Below are 22,241 nucleotides of genomic sequence, written 5' to 3' on the forward strand. Positions count from 1 at the left end.
GGGCATGACATTCGTGACGCAAGGGCGGCCTTACTTGGCCGCCTGCACCATGATCTCGACCTTGTATTCCGGCCCGGCGAGTTGGGCTTCGACGGTGGCGCGGGCCGGCGTGTTGCCGGGCGACACCCAGGCGTCCCACGCCGCGTTCATCGCCGCGAATTCCGACATCGAGGTGATCCAGATATTGGCCGACAGCAGCTTCGACTTGTCGGTGCCGGCCTTGGCCAGGTAGCCGTCGATCTGCGCCAGAATGTCCTTGGTCTGGGCCGTCATGTCCTTGCTCTTGGCGTCGTTGGCGACAATGCCCGCCAGATAGACGGTGTTGCCATGAACCACGCACTTGCTCATGCGCTGGTTGGAATCGTAACGCTCGATGGCCATGGGGCCTTCCTCCGCTCGGTTGAAAATCCGGCCGAATTCTTAGCGGGCTTCGGCGCCAAAGGGAACTCGGAACAGCGGTTTTACTTATAGTGGACAAGCGCGCGTTTCACCCGCCGCCGCGCCCCAACAGGGAGAGTTCACCATGGGCTGGTTTTCCTCCGATATCGACACTTTCGAAGAACTGTTCATCCACACCCTGCAGGACATCTATTACGCCGAGCACCAGATCAAGAAGGCGATGCCCGACATGATCGAGAAGGCATCCGATGCCGAGCTCAAGAAGGGCTTCCGGATGCACCTCAAGCAGACCGACGGCCAGATCAAGCGGCTCGACCGCGTGTTCAAGTTGATGAAGTCGGTGCCGCAGGGCACCAAGTGCCCGGCCATCGACGGCATTATCGAGGAAGCCAACGAAATCGCCGGCGAGATCGAGAACAAGACCATCCTCAACGCCGCGCTGATCGCCGCCGCACAGGCGGTCGAGCACTACGAGATCACGCGCTACGGAACTTTGGTCGCATGGGCGCGGCTGATCGGCCGAGCGGACGTCGCCAAAATTCTCAACATGACCCTCAAGGAAGAGAAGGCGACCGACAAGAAGCTGGGCGGCATCGCCAAACGCAAGATCAACAAGAAGGCGGCAGCGACCAAGCTGAAGAAGCCGACCAAGGCCGAGCAGGCCGAGAACGCCATGCTCGTCGCCGCCGCGGGCATTCCGGCAATATAGTCTCTGTCATTCCGGGACGGCGCTTCGCGCCGGACCCGGACTGACAATCATCCCCCCTTCACGCCCTGCGTATTGACGTAGAGCGCGTACAAGGAATGCGCGGCGGCCATGAACAGGCGGTTGCGCTTGACGCCGCCGAAACAGACATTGGCGCAGCGTTCCGGCAGTGAAATATGGCCGATCGGCTCGCCCTCGGGCGTAAACACGCGCACGCCGTCGAGTTGCGGCGTCATGCCCCAGCCGCACCACAGATTGCCGTCGATATCGACGCGGAAGCCGTCGGGCGTGCCGTCCGGGCCGGCATCGATGAGCACCTTGCGGTTGGCGAGTTTGTCGCCGGCGCCGACATCGAAGCTCAATATCTTGCGCGGCTCGCTGCGCGACTCGACGATGTAGATCTTTGTCTCGTCGGGCGAGAACGCCAGCCCGTTCGGCTGATTGATGCCTTCGGCCACCACGCTCGCCTGGCCGGTCGCGCCATCGACGCGATAGACATTGGTCGGCAGTTCGGATTCCGCCTTGTCGCCCTCGTAATTCCCGAGGATGCCGAACTGGGGATCGGTAAACCAGATCGAGCCGTCCGATTTCACCACGACGTCGTTCGGTGAGTTGAGCCGCTTGCCGCCGAAATTGTCGCAGATCACCGTAATGGTGCCGTCATATTCCGTGCGGGTGACGCGGCGCGTCAGATGCTCGCAGGTGAGGAGCCGGCCTTGTCTGTCACGGGTATTACCATTGCCGTTGTTGGACGGCTTGCGGAACGGAGCGACCTGCCCGCTCTCCTCGTCCCATTTCAACATGACGTTGCCCGGCACATCGCTCCAGATCAGGCAGCGCGCGTCGCCGAAATAGACCGGCCCTTCGCCCCAGCGCGTCCCGGTGTAGAGCCGCTCCACGCTCGACAGCGGCAGATGATATTTCTTGAAGCGTGGATCGAGCGCCGTGATCAGCGGATCGGGATAACGCTGGCTGGGCGACCACTGGCCAGCGAGCACGGCGGCTTTGCTATCGAGCGACATCGTTTCAATTTCCCCCGCGGATTTATTCTGTGAACTCAATCTAGCGCATGCGCCAAAACTTTGCGCATGACGTTCGGCAGCGCCTCGCCCGGCAGATCGGCAACCTCGACCCAGCGCGCGCCCTTCGGCGCGGCGGCCGCCTTCGGCACCTGCGCGACGAACACCGTCAGAGCCAGCGGAAAATGCGTGAAGACATGCGTCACCTCGCCGGCCAGCTTGCGCCACTTCACCTTGCCGCCGAGCTTCGGCGCGGCCTCGAGTGCGGTCGCGGCATCGAAATCATGCGACCAGTCGCTGCCCGGCACTTCGGTCATGGCCCCCAACAGGCCTTTTTCCGGGCGCTGGCGTAGCAGCACACGGCCATCCTCGCGCAGCACAACAAAGGCCGCGCCACGCCGGAGTTTGCCTTCGCGCTTGGGCGCCTTGCGCGGGAAGCTCTCCTGGTCGCCGCGCGCCCGGGCGATGCAAACGCTGTCGAACGGACATAGCGCACAGGCCGGTTTCCGTGGCGTGCAGATGGTGGCGCCGAGATCCATCATTGCCTGCGCGAAATCGCCGGTGCGCGCCGGCGGCATCAGGGACGCCGCCAGCCGCTTGATCTCGGGCTTGGCCGCCGGCAGTTGGTCCTCGACGGCGAACAGCCGGCTCACCACGCGCTCGACATTGCCGTCGACCGGCACCGCCGGCAGATCGAAGGCGATGGCGCCGACCGCGGCCGCGGTGTAGTCGCCAATGCCCGGCAGCGCCCGCAGCGCCTCGAGATCGGCCGGAAACTCGCCACCATGGCGCTCGACCACCGCAATCGCGCAGGCATGGAGATTGCGCGCGCGGGCGTAATAGCCAAGGCCGGCCCAGGCGCGCAGCACATCGTCGAGCGGCGATCGCGCCAAGGCCTCGACCGTCGGCCATTGACTCAAGAACTTGACGTAATAGGCCCCCACCGTTTTGACGGTGGTTTGCTGCAGCATGATTTCCGACAGCCACACGGCGTAAGGGGCGGTCTTGTGGCCGGCCCGCGCGCGCCACGGCAGAACGCGGCGGTGCCGGTCGTACCAGGCGAGCAGACCGGCCGGGTCGGGCATTGCTTTCTTTCGCCGCGAGGGGCGGACTGCTACGTTCATGGTGGCACGATGCCTAGGACAGAGGCTGATGAGCAAGCCCGCGAGCAGTTTTCCACGTCCGCTTTCCGAGTTCACCGCGGCGAGCCTCGGCGGCGCGCTGAAAGCGCAAGGCTTTGCCTCGAGCGAAATCCTCACCCGCTGGCCGGCCATTGTCGGCGCGGAGATCGCGGCCCATAGCGAGCCGATGAAGATCAACTGGCCGCGCCCCAAGTCCGATGTTGGAGAGGTCGAGCAGGCCGAACCGGCGACGCTGGTGCTGCGCGTCGAGGGGCCGATGGCGCTCGAAATCCAGCATCAGTCGTCGGTCATTCTGGAGCGGGTGAACCGGTTTTTCGGCTGGCAGGCCATCGGCCGGCTGGCGCTGCGGCAGGCACCGCTGCGGCGAAAGGTGCCGAAGGCCCGGCCGGCCCCGCCCGATCCGGCCCTGACGGCCCGCCTCGCCGCCGACATGACCGAAATCGAGGACGACGCCCTGCGCGACGCCTTGGCCCGCCTGGGGTCGGCAATCAAGACAAAGTGAGGTTTGCTGGCGCACGGGCTCGGGTTCGCGCCATTGCCACAATCATCCTGTCCAGCTAGCAGAATGCCATCTGCGGACGCTTTTTCCGCGAATATTGTAACGGAGACATCCCTTGCGCCTGACCCGACGTGAATTCTGCCAGAGCACGGCTTTCGTGGCGCTCGCCACGGCACTGGGATTGTCCACCCTGCCGGCCCTGACCGAACCGGCGCAGGCTCAGGCCGCAGTGTCCGAAACCGAGCTGATGGCGCCGACGGCGCTGCCGGACATGGCGATCGGCGACCCGAAGGCGTCGGTCACCGTCATCGAATATGCCTCGATGACCTGCCCGCACTGCGCCCACTTCTCAGAAACGACCTTCCCGGAGATCAAGAAGAAGTACGTCGACACCGGAAAGGTGCGTTTCATCTTCCGCGAGTTCCCTCTCGACAACCTCGCCGCCGCGGTCTTCATGCTGGCGCGCTGCAATGCCGAGACCAATTCGGACAAGTATTTCGCCTTCATCGACACCATGTTCCGCCAGCAGCGCACCTGGGCGGTCGAAAAGCCGCTGGAACCGCTGCTGACAATCTCCAAGCAGGCCGGTTTCACCCAGGAAACCTTCAATGCCTGCCTGTCGAACCAGAAGGTGCTGGATGGCATCGAGGCGATGCGCCAGCGCGCGGTAGACAAGTTCAAGGTTCAGTCGACCCCGTCCTTTTTCATCAACGGCAAGCTCTATACGGGTTCGCTGTCGGTCGAGGACATGTCCAAGATCATCGACCCGCTGATCAAGAGCTGAGGCCACCCGGGTTCCGCCGGACCCAATATATAGTCCGGTGGTACAAGGGTATTTTTATCCCAATCCACAGCCGAAAAGTCTGGAAAACCGGGCTTTTCCGGGTCGCCTCAGTTGCTTGGGCCGGCCTGAGATTTCATTGTGCCGCTAGAAGCGGCATACGACGTATAGCGCCCGGGCGGTGGCCCCGGCACCCCGTTCTCGTTAGTCATCGACAATCCCGAAAGACGGCCTATGCGCCGTCGCGGGTCGAGGTTCTCCAGTATGATTCTTACCCGGTTGCGTCTCCTCGGTTTCAAGTCCTTCGTTGAACCGACCGATTTCGTTATCGAGCCGGGCCTGACCGGCGTGGTCGGTCCCAACGGCTGCGGCAAATCGAACCTGGTCGAAGCGCTGCGCTGGGTCATGGGTGAGAACTCGTACAAGTCGATGCGCGCGTCCTCGATGGACGACGTCATCTTCTCGGGTTCGAACACGCGTCCGGCCCGTAACAATGCCGAAGTCGCGATCCTGATCGACAACAAGGAACGCTCGGCGCCGGCGCAGTTCAACGATACCGACCAGCTCGAGATCGCGCGCCGCATTGAGCGCGAGTCCGGTTCGGCCTATCGCATCAACGGCAAGGAAGTGCGCGCCCGCGACGTGCAGATCGTGTTCGCCGATGCCTCGACCGGCGCGCGCTCGCCTGCCCTTGTGCATCAAGGCCGCATCGGCGAAATCATCCAGGCCAAGCCCGAACAGCGGCGCCGCGTACTTGAAGAAGCCGCCGGCGTTTCCGGACTGCACGCCCGCCGTCATGAAGCCGAACTGCGCCTGAAGGCTGCCGAAGCCAATCTGCTGCGCATCGAAGATGTGATCGGCCAGCTCGCCGGCCAGATGGAAGCGCTGCGCAAGCAGGCCAAGCAGGCGATCCGCTACCGCACGGTCTCGGCGCAGGTGCGCAAGACTGAAGCGACGCTCTATCACCTGCGCTGGACCGCAGCGAATGTCGAACAGGCCGCCGCAGAGCACGCCAAGGATCTGTGCGTGCGCGAAGTCGCCGCGCGCACCGAAGCGCAGGCCGAAGCCTCGGTCCGCCAGACCAATCTCGCCGCCACTTTGCCGCCGCTGCGCGAGGCCGAAGCCCGCGCCGGCGCCGCGCTGCATCGCCTCAACATCGCCATGCAGGAGCTTGATCGCGAGGAGCAGCGCGCCAAGGATCGCATCAGCGAACTCGACAAACGCCTCGTGCAATTCGCCGCCGACGCCGAGCGCGAGCAGAAGCTGGTCGCCGATGCTGACGCCGCGATCGCCCGCCTCGCCGCGGAAGAAGAGATGATCAAGGCCGAGGCGGCCGAAAGCGCCGGTCGCCGCAGTGGCGTCGATGCCCGTGTCGATGAGGCGAGCAACGCGCTCGCCGCCGCCGAAAAGGTATTCTCCGAGCTCACGGCGCGGCTGGCCGACCTCACCGCGCAGCGCAACCAGCTCGAAAGCGCCATGCGACAGCACCGCGACCGCGCCGGCAAGATCGAGGCCGAAATGGCCGAGATCACGCGCGAGATCGAGACGCTGAGTGGCCATAGCGGCCCCGATCTGGCGGCGCTGACGGCTCAGGTCGAGGATCTGCAGCAGGCGCTGGCCATTGCCGAGAATGCGGCGATCGACGCCGAGGCTGCCCATGCTGCTGCGCGCGCGGCGCTGGAAGCTTCGCGCAATCCGCTCACCGAGGCCGAACGCCGCGTACAGCGGCTGGAGACCGAAGCCAAAACGCTGTCGAAGGTGCTGGCCGTCGAAAGCAAGAATTTGTGGCCGCCGGTGATGGACAACATCACCGTCGACAAGGGCTTCGAGAAGGCTCTCGGCGCCGCCCTCGGCGACGATCTCGATGCGCCGATCGATGCGACGGCGCCGATGCGCTGGGTCGGTTCGACGGTCGACGCGAACGATCCGGCACTGCCGGATGGCGCGTCTCCGCTCTCCGCCCATGTCCGCGCGCCCGAAGAACTGACGCGCCGCCTCAATCAGATCGGCGTCGTCGACAAGGAAGCCGGCCCGCGCCTCGCCGCGCAACTTCGGCCGGGCCAGCGTCTCGTCTCGCCTGAAGGTGACCTGTGGCGCTGGGACGGTTTTGCCGCCGCCGCGCACGCGCCGACCGGCGCCGCGCGCCGCCTCGCCGAGCGCGCCCGCCTTGCCGAGATCGAGTCCGAACTCGAAGTCGCCCGCGCCGACGCCGAATCTGCCCGCCGGCACAGCGAAGCCGCGCAAGCCGCCCTGACCGCCGCCGCCGCCGCCGAGCAGGAACACCGTAATGCCGGCCGCGAACGGCAGCGCGAGGTCAATGCGGCGCGCGACCGCCACGAAGTGGCCGAGCGCGAAGTCAACCGCAACGCCGCGCGGCTGTCGGCGCTGACCGAAGCCCATGCCCGCCTCACCGCCAACCACGACGAAGCCACCACCGGCACGGCGCAGGCAGAGACGGCGCTGGCCGCGCTTGCCCCGGCGGCCGACCTCGAGGCCGAACTTGCCACCGTGCGCGACGATATCGCCGCCAAGCGCGCTCACCTCGCCGAAGTTCGCGCCGAACAGCAGGCCATCGTCCGTGAAGCGGAAATCGCCGACCGCCGCCTGCGTCAGGTTGGCGAGGAGAAGGACGGCTGGTTCACGCGGCAGGAAAGCGCGCGCGGCCAGACCGAGACACTCTCACAGCGCATCGCCGAGGCGCAGCGCGATCGTACCGAACTCGAAAATGCACCGCAGGTCTTTGCCGAGAAGCGTGAAGCGCTGATCAGCGAAGTGCAGTTGGCCGAGGCCGATCGCCGCGAATGCGCCGACAGGCTGCAGGAAGCCGAGAACGCGCTGGGCGAGGCCGATCGCGACGCCCGCGCGGCGCTGGAAGCCGCCTCGACCGCGCGTGAAGAAGCCGCCCGCGCCGAGGAGCGCTTCGAGGCGTCCAAGCGCCGCCTTGCCGATATCGCCCGCGAAATCCACGACATGCTCGAGGTCGAGCCGCAGGGCGTTGCCGAACTTGCCGAACTGACCGAGGGCGAGGCCCTGCCCGACCTCGCCGAAATCGAGGCCACGCTGGAGCGGCTGCGCCGCGAGCGCGAGCGTCTCGGTGCCGTCAATCTGCGCGCCGAAGAGGAACTGGTCGAGGTCGAGACCCAGCATACGTCGCTGACCGCCGAGCGCGACGATCTCGTCGAGGCGATCAAAAAACTGCGCCTTGGCATCCAGAGCCTCAACCGCGAAGCGCGCGAACGCCTGATGGCGTCGTTCCAGCAGGTCAACACGCACTTCCAGCAGCTCTTCACCAAGCTGTTCAACGGCGGCACCGCCGAGTTGCAGCTCATCGAAAGCGACGATCCGCTGGAAGCCGGCCTTGAAATCCTGGCGAAGCCCCCCGGCAAGAAGCCGGCGACTTTGTCGCTGCTGTCCGGCGGTGAACAGGCGCTGACCGCGATGGCGCTGATCTTCGCCGTGTTCCTCACCAATCCGGCGCCGATCTGCGTGCTGGACGAAGTCGACGCACCGCTCGACGATCACAACGTCGAACGATTCTGTGACATGCTGGATGAAATGACGCAGTCGACCGATACGCGCTTCGTCATCATTACGCACAATCCGATCACCATGGCGCGCATGAACCGGTTGTTCGGCGTCACGATGGCGGAACGCGGCGTCTCCCAGCTCGTTTCAGTGGATCTCGAAGCCGCCGTGCGCTTCCGCGAGGCCGGCTGACGCTGGCGTGCAGATATTATTCTGCATTGATAAATTGGAAGGTCGGACGATCCGCCGATCTTTTGTTACAATTGCCATATATTAAACATCTAGTTGCAATCGCGTGATGCCGCAGTTGCAGTAAAAAACATTTGGCATTTGTCGATTTGAGAGATAGGACGCACGCGCGCGCTTAGCGAACGCTTATGCCCTATACGATGAAGGAAAATGGAATGGCTAAAAAGTCCTCCAAAAAGGCCGCCACGAAGAAAATTCGGCGCAGGCCCTGGACCAATGAAGAATACAAGAAGCTGAAAGCGCATTCGAAAGCGCGTACGCCGGTCGCCAAGATCGCCAAGGAGTTCAAGCGGACCCCGGGCGCACTGCGCCAGCAGGCGCTCAAGCTCAACATTGGGCTGGGTCACCAGCGCTAAGCGATCGAACCGTCGTTGCATGGCCGCCATGCAATTCTCGCCGGAATAGATCTTCACATGAGAAAACTGGCGTTCGACGCTGACCCTGCGCGGAACCAACCGGCGGGGTCGGGGTTAATGATCCGTCTGTTAAGTCGGGCGGCTCCCCCCTTACCCCCCGAATAGCCGTCTGGCGAAAGGCCCCGAACGCGAGTTCGGGGCCTTTTTTCTGTGATCAGACAGGTTTAGAGATAGTTCCAGACCGCGACCGGAGCCGGCTGCCCCGGCGCAAGCCCCGTCGGCAGATGTGGGCGCAGGTTCATCAGGAGCGCTTCAATGTCCACCACCGGCTGGGTCATCCTTGGCGTCGTCGTCGTCATCGTTCTGTGGGCGATTTCTGTATACAATAGCCTCGTCGCTATGCGGCAACGGGCCAACCAGGCCTTTGCCGACGTCGACGTCCAGCTCAAGCAGCGACACGACCTCATCCCGAATCTTGTCGAGACCGTGAAAGGCTACGCCGCGCACGAACGCGGCACGCTGGAAGCCGTCGTCCAGGCTCGCAATGCCGCAATCGCCGCTCCCGGCGTCGAACAAAAGGTGGCCGCCGAGAACATGCTGAGCGGCGCGCTGCGCCAGCTTTTCGCCCTTGCCGAGAGCTATCCGGACCTGAAGGCCAACACCAACTTCCTGCAGCTCCAGAGCGAACTCGCCGACATCGAGAACAAGCTCGCCGCCGCGCGCCGCTTCTTCAACAATGCGGTGCAGGAATACAACACCGGGATCGAACAGTTCCCGGCTGCCCTGTTTGCCGGCATGTTCGGCTTCCACCCCCGCACCTTCTTTGATCTCGGTGACGCGCGCCCGCAGCTGGAGCAGGCGCCGAGCGTGAAGTTCTAGCCTGCCTGTCCCGGGCGCAGCGCAGCATGGAATGATGCGCTGCTGACCCGGGATCGCCAGGTCCCGGTCCGTAACGGTCCCGGATCAGCAGCGCACCGCTCACGCGCTGCGCCGCGCCCGGGACAGGTGGAAGCAGCATGGCCGCCTACGGTCTTTACACACACATCCAGTCGAACCGGCGCCGGTCGATCGCGCTGCTCATCGGCCTGTTCTTCCTCGTTTATGTACTGGTGTTCGCCGGGGCGCTGCTGGCCGAGGCGCTCAGCATCGCCAACGCCCCGCTGGATTATCTGATCCAGGCAGCAACCTACGACTTCGTCGTGGCGGCTCCCTTCGCCACCGTAGGCACCATCATCTGGGTATTCATTGCCTACAAGTTTCATCAGAAGATGATCGACGCCGTCACCGGCGCCCATCCCATCACCCGCGCCGAAGAGCCGCAGCTTTATAATCTGCTGGAGAACCTGTGCATCTCGCGCGGCATCACCATGCCGACCTTGCGCATCGCCGAAGACGACGCTCTCAACGCCTTCGCCACCGGTCTCAACGACAAACAATATTCGATCACGGTGACGCGCGGACTTATCGGCGCGCTGAACGATCAGGAAATGGAAGCGGTGCTCGGCCACGAGCTGACCCACATCCGCAATGGCGATGTGCGCATGCTGGTAATCGCCGTGGTGATCGCGGGCGTCATCTCCTTCTTCGGCGAAATGGTGTTCCGGCTGTTCTTCCAGAACGCCTATTACGGCGGTTTCCGCCGCCGCGACAGCAATGACGACCGCAAGGGCGGCGGCGCCGCGATTGCGATCGTCATCGCCATCGTCCTGATCGTCGTCGCCTGGATTCTGTCGATCGTGATCCGCTTTGCGCTATCCCGCCAGCGCGAGTATCTCGCCGATGCCGGCGCGGTCGAACTCACCAAGAATCCCGACGCCATGATCACGGCATTGCGCAAGATCGAGAATCGCGGCGAACTGGCGAGCGCCAATTCATCCGTGATGGAAATGTGCATCGACAATCCTCGGCAGGGCTTCAGCGACATCTTCGCCACCCATCCGTCGGTCGATGCGCGTGTGGCAGCGCTGGTCAAGTTCGCCGGTGGCCACGACCCAGGACCTCTGGCGCTGGAAGCGCCAGCCGATCCGGCAGGGCAGATCGAAGACGCTGCCTCAAAGGGGCCCTGGGGCACTGAGCCACAACAAGACGGCAGCGCAAAGGGCCCGTGGGAAACAGGTCCGACACAAGACAAGCCGTTTCTGCCCGATCGATCCCCGCTCGACGACAGCAGCGGCCCGAGCGGATCTACCCCCCGATAGAACCATCGCTTACGAAAGTCCCCTCCATGCCATCCTCTCTGCCTTGGCCTGAACCCGTTGTCCTGAACGGCACCCACGCGCGCCTTGCGCCACTCACGCTTGCCCATCGCGAGGGCCTGATCGACGCGGTGAAGGACGGCGAGTTATGGCAGCTCTGGTACACGGCAATCCCCTCGCCCGAAGGCATGGAGAAAGAGATCGAGCGACGGCTCGGCCTGCAGGCCGCCGGATCGATGTTGCCGTTTACTGTGTTCGACGGCGACGGCCGCATTGCCGGCATGACCACGTACATGAACATCGACGCCGCCAATCGCCGCGTCGAGATCGGCTCGACCTGGTACGCAAAACGCGTACAGCGAACCGCCCTTAACACCGAATGCAAATTGATGCTGTTGACGCATGCCTTCGAGCGGCTGGATTGCATCGCCGTCGAATTCCGCACGCACTTCTTCAATCGGGCCAGCCGGCGCGGCATCGAACGGCTCGGCGCCAAGCTGGACGGCATTCTGCGCAGCCATCAGATCGGCGCGGGCGGCGCGCTGCGCGACACCGTCGTCTACAGCATTATCGCCAGCGAATGGCCGACGGTGAAGCAGCATCTGGCATTTTCGCTGGCGCGGCCGCCGGGCTAGCGACGCGCCCGCCCTGATCTTCGCGTCAGTGTCCTTCGAAGCCGATCAACGTGCGCACCGGCACGCCGAGCTTGCGCAGCCTCTCGGCGCCGCCGAGTTCGGGCAGGTCGATGACGAAACAGGCGGCCAGCACCTCTGCCCCTAACTGGCGAAGCAGTTTAACCGCCGCCTCGGCGGTACCGCCGGTCGCGATCAGGTCATCCACCAGCACCACACGCTCGCCTTCGACCAGCGCGTCGGCATGCATTTCGATGATGTCCTCGCCGTATTCCAGCGCATAGGCGACGCTCACCGTCTTGTGCGGCAGCTTGCCCTTCTTGCGGATCGGCACGAAGCCGGCCGACACCTGATGCGCCACCGCGCCACCGAGAATGAAGCCGCGCGCTTCGATACCGGCAACCTTGTCGATCTTGGAGCCGGCCCAGGGCTGCACCAGTTCGTCGACGGCGCGCCGGAAGGCGCGCGCATTGCCGAGCAGCGTGGTGATGTCGCGGAAGACGATGCCGGGCTTGGGATAGTCCGGGATCGAGCGCACGGCATCGCGGAGTTCGGATTGGACGGTCGTTTCATTCATGATGATTGGTCTCACGCTCTAACGTTTGCCGAGCACCCGGCCCGCCACCGCATCGAGCTTCCTGATCAGTTCGGGGTCGCGTGCCTCGGGCTGCGTGATCAGCGCGTTGTCCAGCGCCCGGTCGGAACCGATTGGGCAAGCCTCGTGCTCGCGCGGAAAGTCGCGCGCCAGCCGCGCCACCAGCCGCTTGGCAAGATCGGCATTGCCGAGCAACACCTTGACGATATCGGCCACCGTGACGGCATCGTGCTCGGGATGCCAGCAGTCGAAATCGGTGACCATGGCCACCGTCGCGTAACAAATCTCGGCCTCACGGGCGAGCTTGGCCTCCGGCATGTTGGTCATGCCGATCACCGAATAGCCGAGCTGCTTGTAGGTCATGCTCTCGGCGTAAGTGGAGAACTGCGGCCCCTCCATGCAGATATAGGTGCCGCCGATCTTGGGCTCGATGCCTTCGGCCACGGCAGCGGCCGCGATGCGGTCGCGCAGCCGCGGCGATACCGGATGCGCCATCGAGACATGAGCGACGAGGCCTTTGCCGAAAAACGAACTCTCACGCCTGTGGGTGCGGTCGACAAACTGGTCGACCAGCACAAAGGTGCCGGGCGGCATGTCCTCGCGGAACGAGCCGCAGGCCGACAGCGACACCAGATCGGTGACGCCGGCGCGCTTCAGGGCGTCGATATTGGCTCGGTAATTGATATCGGAGGGCGACAGGCGATGGCCCTTGTCGTGACGGGCCAGGAACACCACCGGCAGCCCGGCGATGTCGCCAATGCGCAGCGCGCCGGACGGCTCGCCCCACGGGCTGTGAACCCGCTCCTCGCGGACGTTTTCGAGGCCCGGCAGGTCGTAAATGCCGGAGCCGCCGATAATGCCGAGAACGGCTTTGGTCATGTAAAACCTTCGCTGGAGGCAATACCCAGATTACAGCAGGCAATCCAAAAACAAAGGGCCCCTTGCGGGGCCCTTCGCATTTCAAACTCGCTGACTGCGTCCTAGTGGACCGCCGACCACACCTTCTTCTTGGTGAAGTACAGCAGGCCCGAAAGCACGAGCAGGAAGATCATGACCTGGAAACCGAGACGCTTGCGCGCGACGAGGTGCGGCTCCGCCGCCCACATCATGAAGGCCGCGACGTCATGGGAATACTGCTCGAGCGTCTGCGGCGCGCCGTCGTCGTAGGTCACCTGACCTTCGGTGAGCGGCTTCGGCATGGCGATGACGTGGCCCGGGAAGTACTTGTTGTAGTTGCCGCCCGCCGGCATCACGAAATCCTTCGGCGCGTCTTCGTAGCCCACGAGGATGGCATGGATGTAATCCGGGCCCTGCTCCTGGAACTGGCTGAAGATGTCGATGACCCACCACGGGAAGCCGCGCTCGTAGGTGCGCGCCTTCGCCAGCGTCGAGAAGTCCGGCGGCGCGACGCCGCCATTGGCGGCCGCGGCGGCCAGCGCATTGGCGAACGGCGCCGGGAACTTGTCGGCCGGACGGCCGTTGCGCTCGATCGCCTCGCCTTTGTCGTCGAGGTCCTTGATCTTGTACTCGGCGGCCAGTGCCTCGATCTGCTTCTCGGAGAAGCCCGGACCGCCCGGCTCCGCCAGATTGCGGAACGAGACGAGACTCATCGAGTGACAGGAAGCGCAGACTTCCTTGAAGACCTTGAAACCGCGCTGAAGCTGGCCCTCGTCGAACTTGCCGAAGGGACCGGAGAAGGACCACTTCTGCGCCGGCGGCTTGGGCTGCGCATGCGCATCCTCGGCGGCCTGCGCGGCGGAAGAGCCCAGCGAAACCGCCAGAGCGAGAGCGATGAAAGTACGATGCATCGTCATGTCCGTTCTCCCGCTCAGGCCTTCGCCAGGACCGATTCGGAGATCGAATTCGGCAGCGGCTTTGTCTTCTCGAAGATGCCGAGCAGCGGCAGCACGATGATGAAATGCGCGAAGTAGTAGAAGGTCAGAATGCGCGCGATCAGCGTGTAGATGCCTTCCGCCGGCTTGGAGCCGAGCCAGCCGAGGCCGATGCACACCGCCACGAACAGCCAGAAGAACTGGCGGTATAGCGGACGGTAGCGTGCCGATTTGACTCGCGACGTGTCGAGCCACGGCAGGAAGGCCAGGATCGCGATCGAGCCGAACATGGCGAGAACGCCGAGCAGCTTGTCCGGAATGGCGCGCAGGATCGCGTAGAACGGCAGGTAGTACCATTCGGGCACGATGTGCGCCGGCGTCACCGCCGGATTGGCCGGGATGTAGTTGTCGGCGTGGCCGAGGAAGTTCGGCGTGTAGAACACGAACCACGCATACATCATGCAGAACACCACGATGAAGAAGCCGTCCTTCACCGTCGCATAGGGCGTGAACGGCACCGTGTCCTTGTCCGACTTCGGCTCGATACCGGTCGGGTTGTTCTGGCCGGCGACGTGCAGCGCCCAGACGTGCAGGATAACGACGCCCGCGATCACGAACGGCAGCAGATAGTGCAGCGAGTAGAAGCGGTTCAGCGTCGGATTGCCGACGGCGTAGCCGCCCCACAGCCAGGTCACGACGGTCTCGCCGACGCCCGGAATGGCGGAGAAGAAGTTGGTGATGACGGTGGCGCCCCAGAAGCTCATCTGGCCCCACGGCAGCGTGTAACCAAGGAAACCCGTGGCCATCATCAGCAGATAGATGATGACGCCGAGGATCCACAGCACTTCGCGGGGCTCCTTGTAGGAGCCGTAATACATGCCGCGGAAGATGTGGATGTAGACGGCGATGAAGAACATCGACGCGCCGTTGGAATGCACGTAGCGCAGCAGCCAACCGTAATTGACGTCGCGCATGATCGTCTCGACCGAATTGAAGGCGAGATCGACATGCGGGGTGTAGTGCATCGCCAGCACGATGCCGGTGATGATCTGCACGCCGAGCATGAACGACAGGATGCCGCCGAAGGTCCACCAGTAGTTCAGGTTCTTCGGGGTCGGATAGGCGACGAAAGACGAATGAATGAGACCGCCAATCGGCAGCCGCTTCTCGATCCATTGCAGAAAGGCGTTCTGCGGCTGGTAGGTCGAGTGTCCGCTCATGATCGAACCTTCAGAATAAATGCACGCGTTGCGGATCAGCCGATCCGGATTCGGGTGTCGGAGACGAATTGGTAAGGCGGCAGGACGAGGTTCTTCGGCGCCGGACCCTTACGGATGCGGCCCGCGGTGTCGTAGACCGAACCGTGGCAGGGGCAGAAGAAGCCGCCGTATTCGCCCTGGTGCGCGAGCGGAATGCAACCCAGATGGGTGCAGATGCCAATCACCACCAGCCACGGCTCATGACCGGCCTTGGTGCGCTGGGCATCGGTTTCCGGATCGGGAAGCGTGGCGACGTCGACGTTCTTGGCTTCGTCGACTTCCTTCTTCGTCCGATGCGAGATGAAGATGGGCTTGGAGCGCCAGAAGACCTTGATGACCTGGCCTTCGGCAACCGGCGCCAGATCGACTTCGATCGGCGCACCGGCCGCGATCGTCGAGGCGTCCGGATTCATCTGGGCGATGAGCGGCACCAGCACGGCGGCCCCGCCGACGGCGGCGACAGCTCCGGTGGCTACATATAGAAAATCGCGGCGCGTGTGCTCCGCAGAAGACACGGTCGTCACGTCTGAACCCTCTCCCCCGGCTTGGTTTTCCACCCCAGGCTGGCGCCTTTGAGGAAACCTCTTCCTGCAAAGGCTGCGGGGCAGACCGGCATCGCGCGGCCCTGTTCAAGGCAGAACGGCGATTTCGAAGCGTTCTATTGACACCCTTGCGGTGCGAGCGCAAGTGCGCACAGAGGCTACCCCGGCCACCCTGCACAAATCCTTCGTTCAGAACCGCTTAGCCGGGCCCCCGGCTTCAAGGCATACCGATGCGGATCGCGCTTTACGAACCGGATATTCCCCAGAATACCGGCACCATCCTGCGAACCTGCGCCTGCCTGGGAATCGAGGCCCACATTATCGAACCGGCCGGATTTCCAGTGACAGACCGCGCGTTCCGGCGCGCCGGGCTCGACTACCTCGACCGGATTACGATTGTCCGCCACGCCTCATTTGCCGATTTTCAGGACTGGCGGCGGCGCGAAGGATTCGCCCTGGTGCTGATGACCACCGCGGCCGACACTTCCTATCTCGACCACCGCTATGGCGAGGACCAGATCCTCATGGTCGGTCGCGAATCTGCCGGCGTACCCGAAGCCGTCCACAACGCAGCCGACGTCCGGCTCCGCATCCCGATTCGCGAGGGCTTCCGGTCGCTCAATATTGCGGTCGCCACCGCCATGGTTGCCGGAGAGGCCCTGCGGCAGCTAAATCCCTCGCCATGACCGCCACACTCGAAGACCAAAAGAATCGCGCCCGCACCTGGTTCGAGGCTCTGCGCGACGAGATCTGCGCCAGCTTCGAGGCGCTCGAAGACGCCCTGCCCGCCGCGTCCGCGCCGAGCACGCCGACGGCTGGCCGCTTCGTGCGCACCCCCTGGCAGCGCACCGACCACACCGGTCAGCCGGGCGGTGGCGGCGTGATGTCGATGATGCGCGGCCGGGTATTCGAGAAGGTGGGCGTGCACTGCTCGACCGTCCACGGCGAATTCGCGCCGGAATTCCGCACCCAGATTCCCGGCGCCACTGACAATCCGAATTTCTGGGCGTCGGGCATCTCGCTGATCGCGCATCCGCAGAACCCGAATGTACCGGCGGTACACATGAACACGCGCTTCGTCGTCACATCGAAGGCGTGGTTCGGCGGCGGCGCCGACCTGACGCCGGTGCTCGACCGGCGGCGCAGGCAGGACGATTCCGACACCGTCGCTTTCCACGCCGCGATGCGCGCGCCCTGCGACGCGCACAAGGGTGTCGCCGACTATGCGAAATTCAAGACATGGTGCGACGAGTATTTCCACCTCAAGCACCGCAACGAGCCGCGCGGCATTGGCGGTATCTTCTACGACTATCTGGAGAGCGACTGGGACGCGACCTTCGCGTTCACGCAAGCCGTCGGCCGCGCCTTCCGCGACATCTATCCGAAGATCGTCGAACGGAATTTCGGGACGCCATGGACCGAGGCCGACCGCGACGAGCAACTCGTGCGCCGCGGCCGCTACGTCGAATTCAACCTGCTTTATGACCGGGGTACCATCTTTGGCCTCAAGACCGGCGGCAATGTCGACTCGATCCTGTCGTCGATGCCGCCCGTCGTGAAATGGCCGTGATTTAGCTGTCACGCTTCCCCGCTAGACTTGAGCGAATATCAATCAGACATCGAATTGGGGAACCTATGACCTTTCTGGCAGGCAGCATTGTCGTTCTGAAATCGGGTGGCCCGGCCATGACCGTCGTCGCGGCCACTGAAGAAGGCGTCGAGTGCATGTGGATGAGCGATGTCGGTGAATTGTCGCGCGACGTCATTCCGACCATCGCGCTTGAGCAAGTCGAAGTCGGCGACGACGAGGACGAAGAAGACGACGACGAGGACTAAGGCGTCTTCTACCTGAATGCCGAAGCAATCATTGTTGCGCCGCCGACCAGCACGACCGCATCAAGGATCGCGGTGTGGACGTGGATCGGCATGCGTTGGACAATGAAGCGTGACAAATGTGCGCCGGGCATCGACACCAGCCCGGTCAGCAGCGCCAGCGCAATGATCTGCGGTGTGAGCACGCCCGACAGACCGAACACCGAGACCTTCACAATTCCGACGCCAATGGAAACCATGGCGTCGGTCGCGATCACGGCCGCGCCTTCGAGCCCGACCGCCATCAAAAGCGACAGCATGATCACGCCCGATCCCGCCGTGCCACCGACCAGCACGCCGTAGCCGGCCGAGCCGAATGCCAGGCCGCGGTCGTCGATGCGCCAGTTGCGCCGCCGGGCAAAGCGCCGCAGCGGCACGCTCGCCATCAGCATGGTCCCGATCACGATGGCCGCGCCGGCCCCTGACAGCCGTGAATAGCCCCAGGCGCCCAGCACGCAGCCGGGCAGCGCCATCACCGTGGCGATGACGGCGCGGCGCCGGTCGAGATTTTTCAGATAGGCCGACACGCGGCCGGAATTATTGAACAGTGCTGCAATGGCAATGATCGGCACCACCGGCGCCGCGCCGACCATCGGCACCAGAACCAGCGGCATCAGCGCGCCGCTGCCATAACCGGACACGCCGCCGATGATGCCCGCCAACAGCGCGACCGCGGCCACGAGCACAAGCTGCGCCAGCGAAATATCGGCGAAGCCGCCGAGAAGTCCCGAGAGCATGTCCATGACGCCGCGCGTGCCCGCTCAACGCCTTCAGGTCAAGACCGCGCGCCGCATATCAAATCGTCATTTCGCGGCGGCAAGATCGGCCGGCGAAATCAGCACGCCGAAACGCTCGCACCAGATGACGACGCTGGGATATTTCGACAGATCGACACCCTCGGGAATGGAATAGCGCTGGCTGCCCTTGAAGGCGCGCAGGCGCCCGAGATCGACGAACATCGAATCCTTGACGTCGGCTTCGCCGCGCACGGTCGCTTTCGGCACCAGATAGACGTGATAAGCCGGTCCGGGCCCGACTTCGAAGTCGGGCTCCAGAAACACGGCGCGCCGATAGACGCTGACCTTGCCCTTGCCGTAGTGGATCGGGTCCGACGGGTTGGCGTGAATGAAGGTGCCCGTCGCGTAGAGCGCGGCACGGTCAGCCTCCGTGATTTGCTCCACGGCCGGCGGCGGCGGAAACACGAAGGGAAAAAGAAAGAAGCCGAGCGCGACGCCGAAGCCGGTGCCGAGAATGCCGCCGAGCAGAAATATCGCAAGGCCCCGCCAAAATCCGCGCATGTGTCACCCCTGTGTCGAGCGACCATAAGGAATGCACCCATCAACTGGCCAGACACATGCTCGTTATTCCGCAGATCAATCGGCGGTCGGCAACCGCCGCATGGTGAACTCGATCGTGTCGCCGGGCAGCACGCGCCAACTTTCGATCTCGGTCATATAAGCGGCCTTGGGATAGCGCTCGAACCATTCGCGCGCCTTGGCGCGTGCGGCCTCGCGCGGCAGCGCGAATGTTTCGCGGCGGAAGGAGTCGCTCAAACTTCCGCGCGCCTTGAGGCGTCGGGCCATCCTTTTCGCCAGATCGGCGGGGCGGCGGATGTCGCTCATGTATGTAGTTTAATACTGACGTATGAGACTGGCCAGATGGCGTCTCAAGCCGGTTTGGCGGCCTTATCGGCGATAACCTCAAGCCCCGCCGCATCGGCCGGAAATCCGGCCGCGATCCACGCTTCTTCTGCTGCGCGTAACGCCATGCCGAGCCCCGGTCCCTTGGCAATGCCGCGCTTCATAAAATCATCGGCCTTGAGCGGGAACACCGGCGGCGTCCAGCGCTGCGGCAATGTCACCAACGCGCGCCATAACGGGTCACGATCGGAATCCGGCGAGCGCGCCCAGGCCATGAGCGCGCTGTCGGTAAAGGCCGCCTCCTTGAGACGGTAAAGCAACGCGCGCGCCGGGGTCTCATCGGCCTGCGGCGAAAACTGTCGCCAGTTTTCCGCCATCGCTTTGAGCCGTGCGTGCTCGGCATTGGCGAGGCGGAGCTTCTGCGACAGACGCTCGGCATCTTCGGTGATGACGACGCCGAGCGCGCCGAGCCGGCGCGCCGCATCGGGCGCCAGGCCGATCGCTGCCTCGACTTTCACCATGTTCTCGAAGGCCGCGAGATAAGGCACGCCGCCCAGCACGCGCAGCAAAAGGCCGGCATGCGCCATCGCCGCAAGCGTGGGTGCGGCGCGGGGCGCAACGACGAGCTTCAGCATCTCCATGCGCACGCGCTCGCGCGACAACTGATCGAGGCCTTCGCGCTCATCAATGCAGGCAGCAAGGCCATCGGCGTCGGGATGGCCCAGACCATAGGCGGCGTGGAAGCGGAAGAAGCGCAGGATGCGCAAATAATCTTCCTCGATGCGCCGTCGCGCATCGCCAATGAAGCAAACGCGGCGCGCCTCGAGATCGGCAAGCCCTGTGGTGTAGTCGTGAACCGTGCCATCGCGCGTTGCCGACAACGCGTTCATGGTGAAATCGCGGCGCAGCGCATCCTCGCGCCAATCGCGGCCGAACTCGACCTTGGCGTGGCGACCGAAGGTCTCGACATCGGTGCGCAAGGTCGTCACCTCGAACGGGTGCTTGTCGATGACGACCGTGACTGTGCCGTGATCGATGCCGGTCGGCACCGGCTTGAAGCCAGCGGCTTTGGCGCGGCGCACAACTTCGTCCGGCACCGCGGTGGTGGCGACGTCGACGTCATGAACCGGCACGCCGATCAACGCATTACGCACCGCGCCGCCGACCACACGCGCCTCCTCACCGTCGCGATCGAGCACGTCGAGCAACCGCGCCAGCTGCGCGGCGAACGGCCAGACGGCAAAATCGACGTTCCGCGGCGTCGCGCTCATCGCATCTGCCCCGGTACGAAACGGCCCTGCTCGTCGATATGCGCCGGCACGTAGCGCGATCCCGGATCGGCGCCGCCATACTGCGCGAAATAGATGAAGCTGGCGACGACCAGCAGCAGCGCGGCGATCGCCAGCCACGCGATGCGCTGCACCGGCCAGGACTCCGGATCGAACACGCCGGCCTTGGTCGACCACAGAAACACCGCGTAGAGCGCGAACGGCGTCAGGAACAGCGCAACTTCGGTCGCGATCGTACGGATCATCGATAGATCCTCTCGCGCATGTTGCGCATGATACCGGCGGTGACACCCCAGATGTAACGCTCGCCAAAGGTGAGCGCATAATAATGTCGCTCCACGCCCTGCCACTGGCGCGAATGCCGCTGCATATTGCCGTCCGCCATCAGGAAAGAGAGCGGCACCTCGAAGGCAACATCGACCTCCGCGGTATTGAGCGTGAGTGTAAAGCCAGGCTCGACGCGCGCGATCACCGGCACGATGCGGTAGCCGAGCGTCGTCATGTAGAGATCGAGATAGCCGAGCGGCTCGATGAGCTCGCGTTTGAGGCCAACTTCCTCTTCGGCTTCGCGCAGCGCCGTCGCCGCCGGATCGGCATCCGTCTTGTCAATCTTGCCGCCGGGAAACGAAATCTGCCCCGGATGATCGGGCAGATGCTGGGCGCGTTGCGTCAGCAACACCGTCGGTTCCGGATGATCGACGACGGCGATCAGCACCGCGGCAGGACGGATGGGCCTCACCTGCGCAATCTTCTGCATGACCGGTTCGGCATCGTGATCGCCCCGCGCCGGGATAAAATCGGGATCGGTAATGCCGTGCGGGGCGTCGAGCGTCAGCCGCTCGCGCACGCGTGCGAAGAATTCCGCCGCCGACAGCGACGCACCGCGCGATTGCGGGTCAAGCATCAGGAAAACTCCCGCAGGGCGCTGGCTTCAGCCATCGCATAGAATTCGCCGCGCGAGGCAACGCCGAACATGGCCGTCCCGCCGATGTCTCGTTCCTCGCCAAGGTCGACCAGATCGTAGAACAGCGCCCGTGTCACTTTGGCCCACAGGTCGCGACGGACATGAAGATAGGGGGCCAGCCCGCCATTCTCGGCATCCTCCTCGAAACGCAGCGCGTGGCCGGGACCGGCCGCGATCCATTCATCGACATTTGTCCGAAAATTCAATGTGTGGCCTTCGGCCCCGTCCGCGAGCCTGAGTTCCACCGCCGTGAACGGCGCGTCGTCGACCACGATGCCGACCTTTTCGACCGGCGTGACCAGAAAATAATTGTCGCCCTCGCGCTTGAGCACGGAGGAGAACAGCTTGACCAGCCCGATGCGGCCAATGGGTGTCTTTTCATAGAACCAGGTGCCATCCGAGGCGATTCGCATGTCGAGATCGCCACAAAACGGCGGATTCCACAGATGCACGGGCGGCAGGCCCTTACCGCCCTTCGCACTGCCCTCTTTGGGCAGCATGGCGGCGATGCCGTCCAGCCCGCCCTTTTTGCGGTCCGAACCGGCCTCCGCCCGCTTGTCTTGCCCTGTCTTCGCCATTGTTACCTTCGTACTCTGTCCTATGGCGCACGCCGGCTGTTCGCAACTTTGTGACAATCCCCGACGCCACAAGAAGATAGCGTAGGCTACGCGAAATAATGAGGCAGATTCGGCAAGACGCCATAACTGCTTGGTGCGTTTGTTGCATAGCCTCTAGGCAAGCCGAA

The 22,241-nt window shown here is 64.0% G+C and carries 23 protein-coding genes and 2 pseudogenes; 11 read left to right on the forward strand and 14 right to left on the reverse strand.

Features of this window, described 5'->3' with window-relative positions:
- Positions 1-30: 30 nt before the first annotated feature.
- Positions 31-381, reverse strand: a complete 351-nt coding sequence (locus DXH78_RS17305; RefSeq protein WP_115518453.1) for a RidA family protein — start codon at positions 379-381, stop codon at positions 31-33.
- Positions 382-523: 142 nt separating this feature from the next.
- On the opposite strand from DXH78_RS17305, the pseudogene DXH78_RS17310 reads away from it, so the two are divergent.
- Positions 524-1,024: pseudogene (locus DXH78_RS17310) on the forward strand (YciE/YciF ferroxidase family protein); the annotation flags it as partial.
- A 131-nt stretch (positions 1,025-1,155) separates the two neighbouring features.
- On the opposite strand, the gene DXH78_RS17315 reads toward DXH78_RS17310, so the two are convergent.
- Both DXH78_RS17315 and mutY read right to left on the reverse strand, forming a co-directional pair.
- A complete protein-coding gene (locus DXH78_RS17315) occupies positions 1,156-2,127 on the reverse strand; it encodes an SMP-30/gluconolactonase/LRE family protein (RefSeq protein ID WP_115518455.1) in 972 nt (323 codons plus the stop codon).
- A gap of 35 nt (positions 2,128-2,162) precedes the next feature.
- Positions 2,163-3,209: an A/G-specific adenine glycosylase gene (gene mutY / locus DXH78_RS17320; RefSeq protein ID WP_245416918.1), complete on the reverse strand. Its 1,047-nt coding sequence runs from the start codon at positions 3,207-3,209 to the stop codon at positions 2,163-2,165.
- Between the two features lie 67 nt (positions 3,210-3,276).
- Here mutY and DXH78_RS17325 point away from each other — a divergent pair, with 67 nt between their 5' ends.
- From DXH78_RS17325 to DXH78_RS17355, 7 genes are all read left to right on the forward strand, one after another.
- Complete coding sequence (locus tag DXH78_RS17325; protein ID WP_115518457.1) at positions 3,277-3,768, forward strand: DUF721 domain-containing protein; 492 nt, start codon at positions 3,277-3,279, stop codon at positions 3,766-3,768.
- 112 nt (positions 3,769-3,880) lie between these two features.
- Positions 3,881-4,549, forward strand: coding sequence for a DsbA family protein (locus tag DXH78_RS17330; protein ID WP_115518458.1), 669 nt, complete (start codon positions 3,881-3,883; stop codon positions 4,547-4,549).
- A gap of 261 nt (positions 4,550-4,810) precedes the next feature.
- Positions 4,811-8,263: a chromosome segregation protein SMC gene (gene smc, locus DXH78_RS17335; protein ID WP_115518459.1), complete on the forward strand. Its 3,453-nt coding sequence runs from the start codon at positions 4,811-4,813 to the stop codon at positions 8,261-8,263.
- A gap of 212 nt (positions 8,264-8,475) precedes the next feature.
- Positions 8,476-8,676, forward strand: a complete 201-nt coding sequence (locus tag DXH78_RS17340; protein ID WP_115518460.1) for a hypothetical protein — start codon at positions 8,476-8,478, stop codon at positions 8,674-8,676.
- A 315-nt stretch (positions 8,677-8,991) separates the two neighbouring features.
- On the forward strand, positions 8,992-9,555 hold the full coding sequence (locus DXH78_RS17345) for a LemA family protein (RefSeq protein WP_115518461.1): 564 nt from the start codon (positions 8,992-8,994) through the stop codon (positions 9,553-9,555).
- A gap of 137 nt (positions 9,556-9,692) precedes the next feature.
- Positions 9,693-10,874 carry a M48 family metallopeptidase gene (locus DXH78_RS17350; protein WP_115518462.1) on the forward strand — a complete coding sequence of 394 codons (1,182 nt, stop codon included), beginning with the start codon at positions 9,693-9,695 and terminating at the stop codon, positions 10,872-10,874.
- Between the two features lie 38 nt (positions 10,875-10,912).
- Positions 10,913-11,506 (forward strand): GNAT family N-acetyltransferase, encoded by a 594-nt coding sequence (locus DXH78_RS17355; RefSeq protein ID WP_115518553.1) that lies wholly within the window; start codon positions 10,913-10,915, stop codon positions 11,504-11,506.
- Between the two features lie 25 nt (positions 11,507-11,531).
- Here DXH78_RS17355 and DXH78_RS17360 read toward each other — a convergent pair whose 3' ends face one another.
- From DXH78_RS17360 to petA, 4 genes and pseudogenes are all read right to left on the reverse strand, one after another.
- Positions 11,532-12,080, reverse strand: coding sequence for an adenine phosphoribosyltransferase (locus DXH78_RS17360; protein WP_115518463.1), 549 nt, complete (start codon positions 12,078-12,080; stop codon positions 11,532-11,534).
- An 18-nt stretch (positions 12,081-12,098) separates the two neighbouring features.
- Complete coding sequence (locus DXH78_RS17365) at positions 12,099-12,977, reverse strand: S-methyl-5'-thioadenosine phosphorylase (RefSeq protein WP_115518464.1); 879 nt, start codon at positions 12,975-12,977, stop codon at positions 12,099-12,101.
- 101 nt (positions 12,978-13,078) lie between these two features.
- Positions 13,079-15,150, reverse strand: a pseudogene (locus DXH78_RS20295) (cytochrome c1).
- A gap of 35 nt (positions 15,151-15,185) precedes the next feature.
- A complete protein-coding gene (petA, locus tag DXH78_RS17380) occupies positions 15,186-15,713 on the reverse strand; it encodes a ubiquinol-cytochrome c reductase iron-sulfur subunit (protein WP_115518467.1) in 528 nt (175 codons plus the stop codon).
- A gap of 248 nt (positions 15,714-15,961) precedes the next feature.
- Between petA and DXH78_RS17385 the strand changes: the two genes are divergently transcribed.
- From DXH78_RS17385 to DXH78_RS17395, 3 genes are all read left to right on the forward strand, one after another.
- Complete coding sequence (locus DXH78_RS17385) at positions 15,962-16,417, forward strand: tRNA (cytidine(34)-2'-O)-methyltransferase (RefSeq protein WP_115518468.1); 456 nt, start codon at positions 15,962-15,964, stop codon at positions 16,415-16,417.
- Entirely contained in the window at positions 16,414-17,301 is an 888-nt protein-coding gene (gene hemF / locus DXH78_RS17390; protein ID WP_115518469.1) for an oxygen-dependent coproporphyrinogen oxidase, read from the forward strand. Before DXH78_RS17385 ends, hemF begins: the two co-directional genes overlap by 4 nt.
- A gap of 65 nt (positions 17,302-17,366) precedes the next feature.
- Entirely contained in the window at positions 17,367-17,567 is a 201-nt protein-coding gene (locus DXH78_RS17395) for a DUF2158 domain-containing protein (RefSeq protein WP_115518470.1), read from the forward strand.
- A gap of 8 nt (positions 17,568-17,575) precedes the next feature.
- Here DXH78_RS17395 and DXH78_RS17400 read toward each other — a convergent pair whose 3' ends face one another.
- From DXH78_RS17400 to DXH78_RS17430, 7 genes are all read right to left on the reverse strand, one after another.
- Complete coding sequence (locus tag DXH78_RS17400; protein WP_245416919.1) at positions 17,576-18,346, reverse strand: sulfite exporter TauE/SafE family protein; 771 nt, start codon at positions 18,344-18,346, stop codon at positions 17,576-17,578.
- 60 nt (positions 18,347-18,406) lie between these two features.
- Entirely contained in the window at positions 18,407-18,901 is a 495-nt protein-coding gene (locus DXH78_RS17405) for a DM13 domain-containing protein (RefSeq protein WP_115518471.1), read from the reverse strand.
- Positions 18,902-18,976: 75 nt separating this feature from the next.
- Entirely contained in the window at positions 18,977-19,225 is a 249-nt protein-coding gene (locus tag DXH78_RS17410) for a hypothetical protein (RefSeq protein WP_115518472.1), read from the reverse strand.
- A 44-nt stretch (positions 19,226-19,269) separates the two neighbouring features.
- Positions 19,270-20,514 (reverse strand): CCA tRNA nucleotidyltransferase, encoded by a 1,245-nt coding sequence (locus DXH78_RS17415; RefSeq protein WP_115518473.1) that lies wholly within the window; start codon positions 20,512-20,514, stop codon positions 19,270-19,272.
- Positions 20,511-20,777 carry a DUF6111 family protein gene (locus DXH78_RS17420; protein ID WP_115518474.1) on the reverse strand — a complete coding sequence of 89 codons (267 nt, stop codon included), beginning with the start codon at positions 20,775-20,777 and terminating at the stop codon, positions 20,511-20,513. The genes DXH78_RS17415 and DXH78_RS17420 overlap by 4 nt, the downstream gene beginning before the upstream one ends.
- Positions 20,774-21,436, reverse strand: coding sequence for a CoA pyrophosphatase (locus DXH78_RS17425; RefSeq protein ID WP_115518475.1), 663 nt, complete (start codon positions 21,434-21,436; stop codon positions 20,774-20,776). The genes DXH78_RS17420 and DXH78_RS17425 overlap by 4 nt, the downstream gene beginning before the upstream one ends.
- Positions 21,436-22,074 (reverse strand): DUF1285 domain-containing protein, encoded by a 639-nt coding sequence (locus DXH78_RS17430; protein WP_115518476.1) that lies wholly within the window; start codon positions 22,072-22,074, stop codon positions 21,436-21,438. Before DXH78_RS17430 ends, DXH78_RS17425 begins: the two co-directional genes overlap by 1 nt.
- Positions 22,075-22,241 lie beyond the last annotated feature (167 nt).

Origin of the sequence: Undibacter mobilis, assembly GCF_003367195.1 — a bacterium.
In the GTDB taxonomy this organism is placed as follows: domain Bacteria; phylum Pseudomonadota; class Alphaproteobacteria; order Rhizobiales; family Xanthobacteraceae; genus Pseudolabrys; species Pseudolabrys mobilis.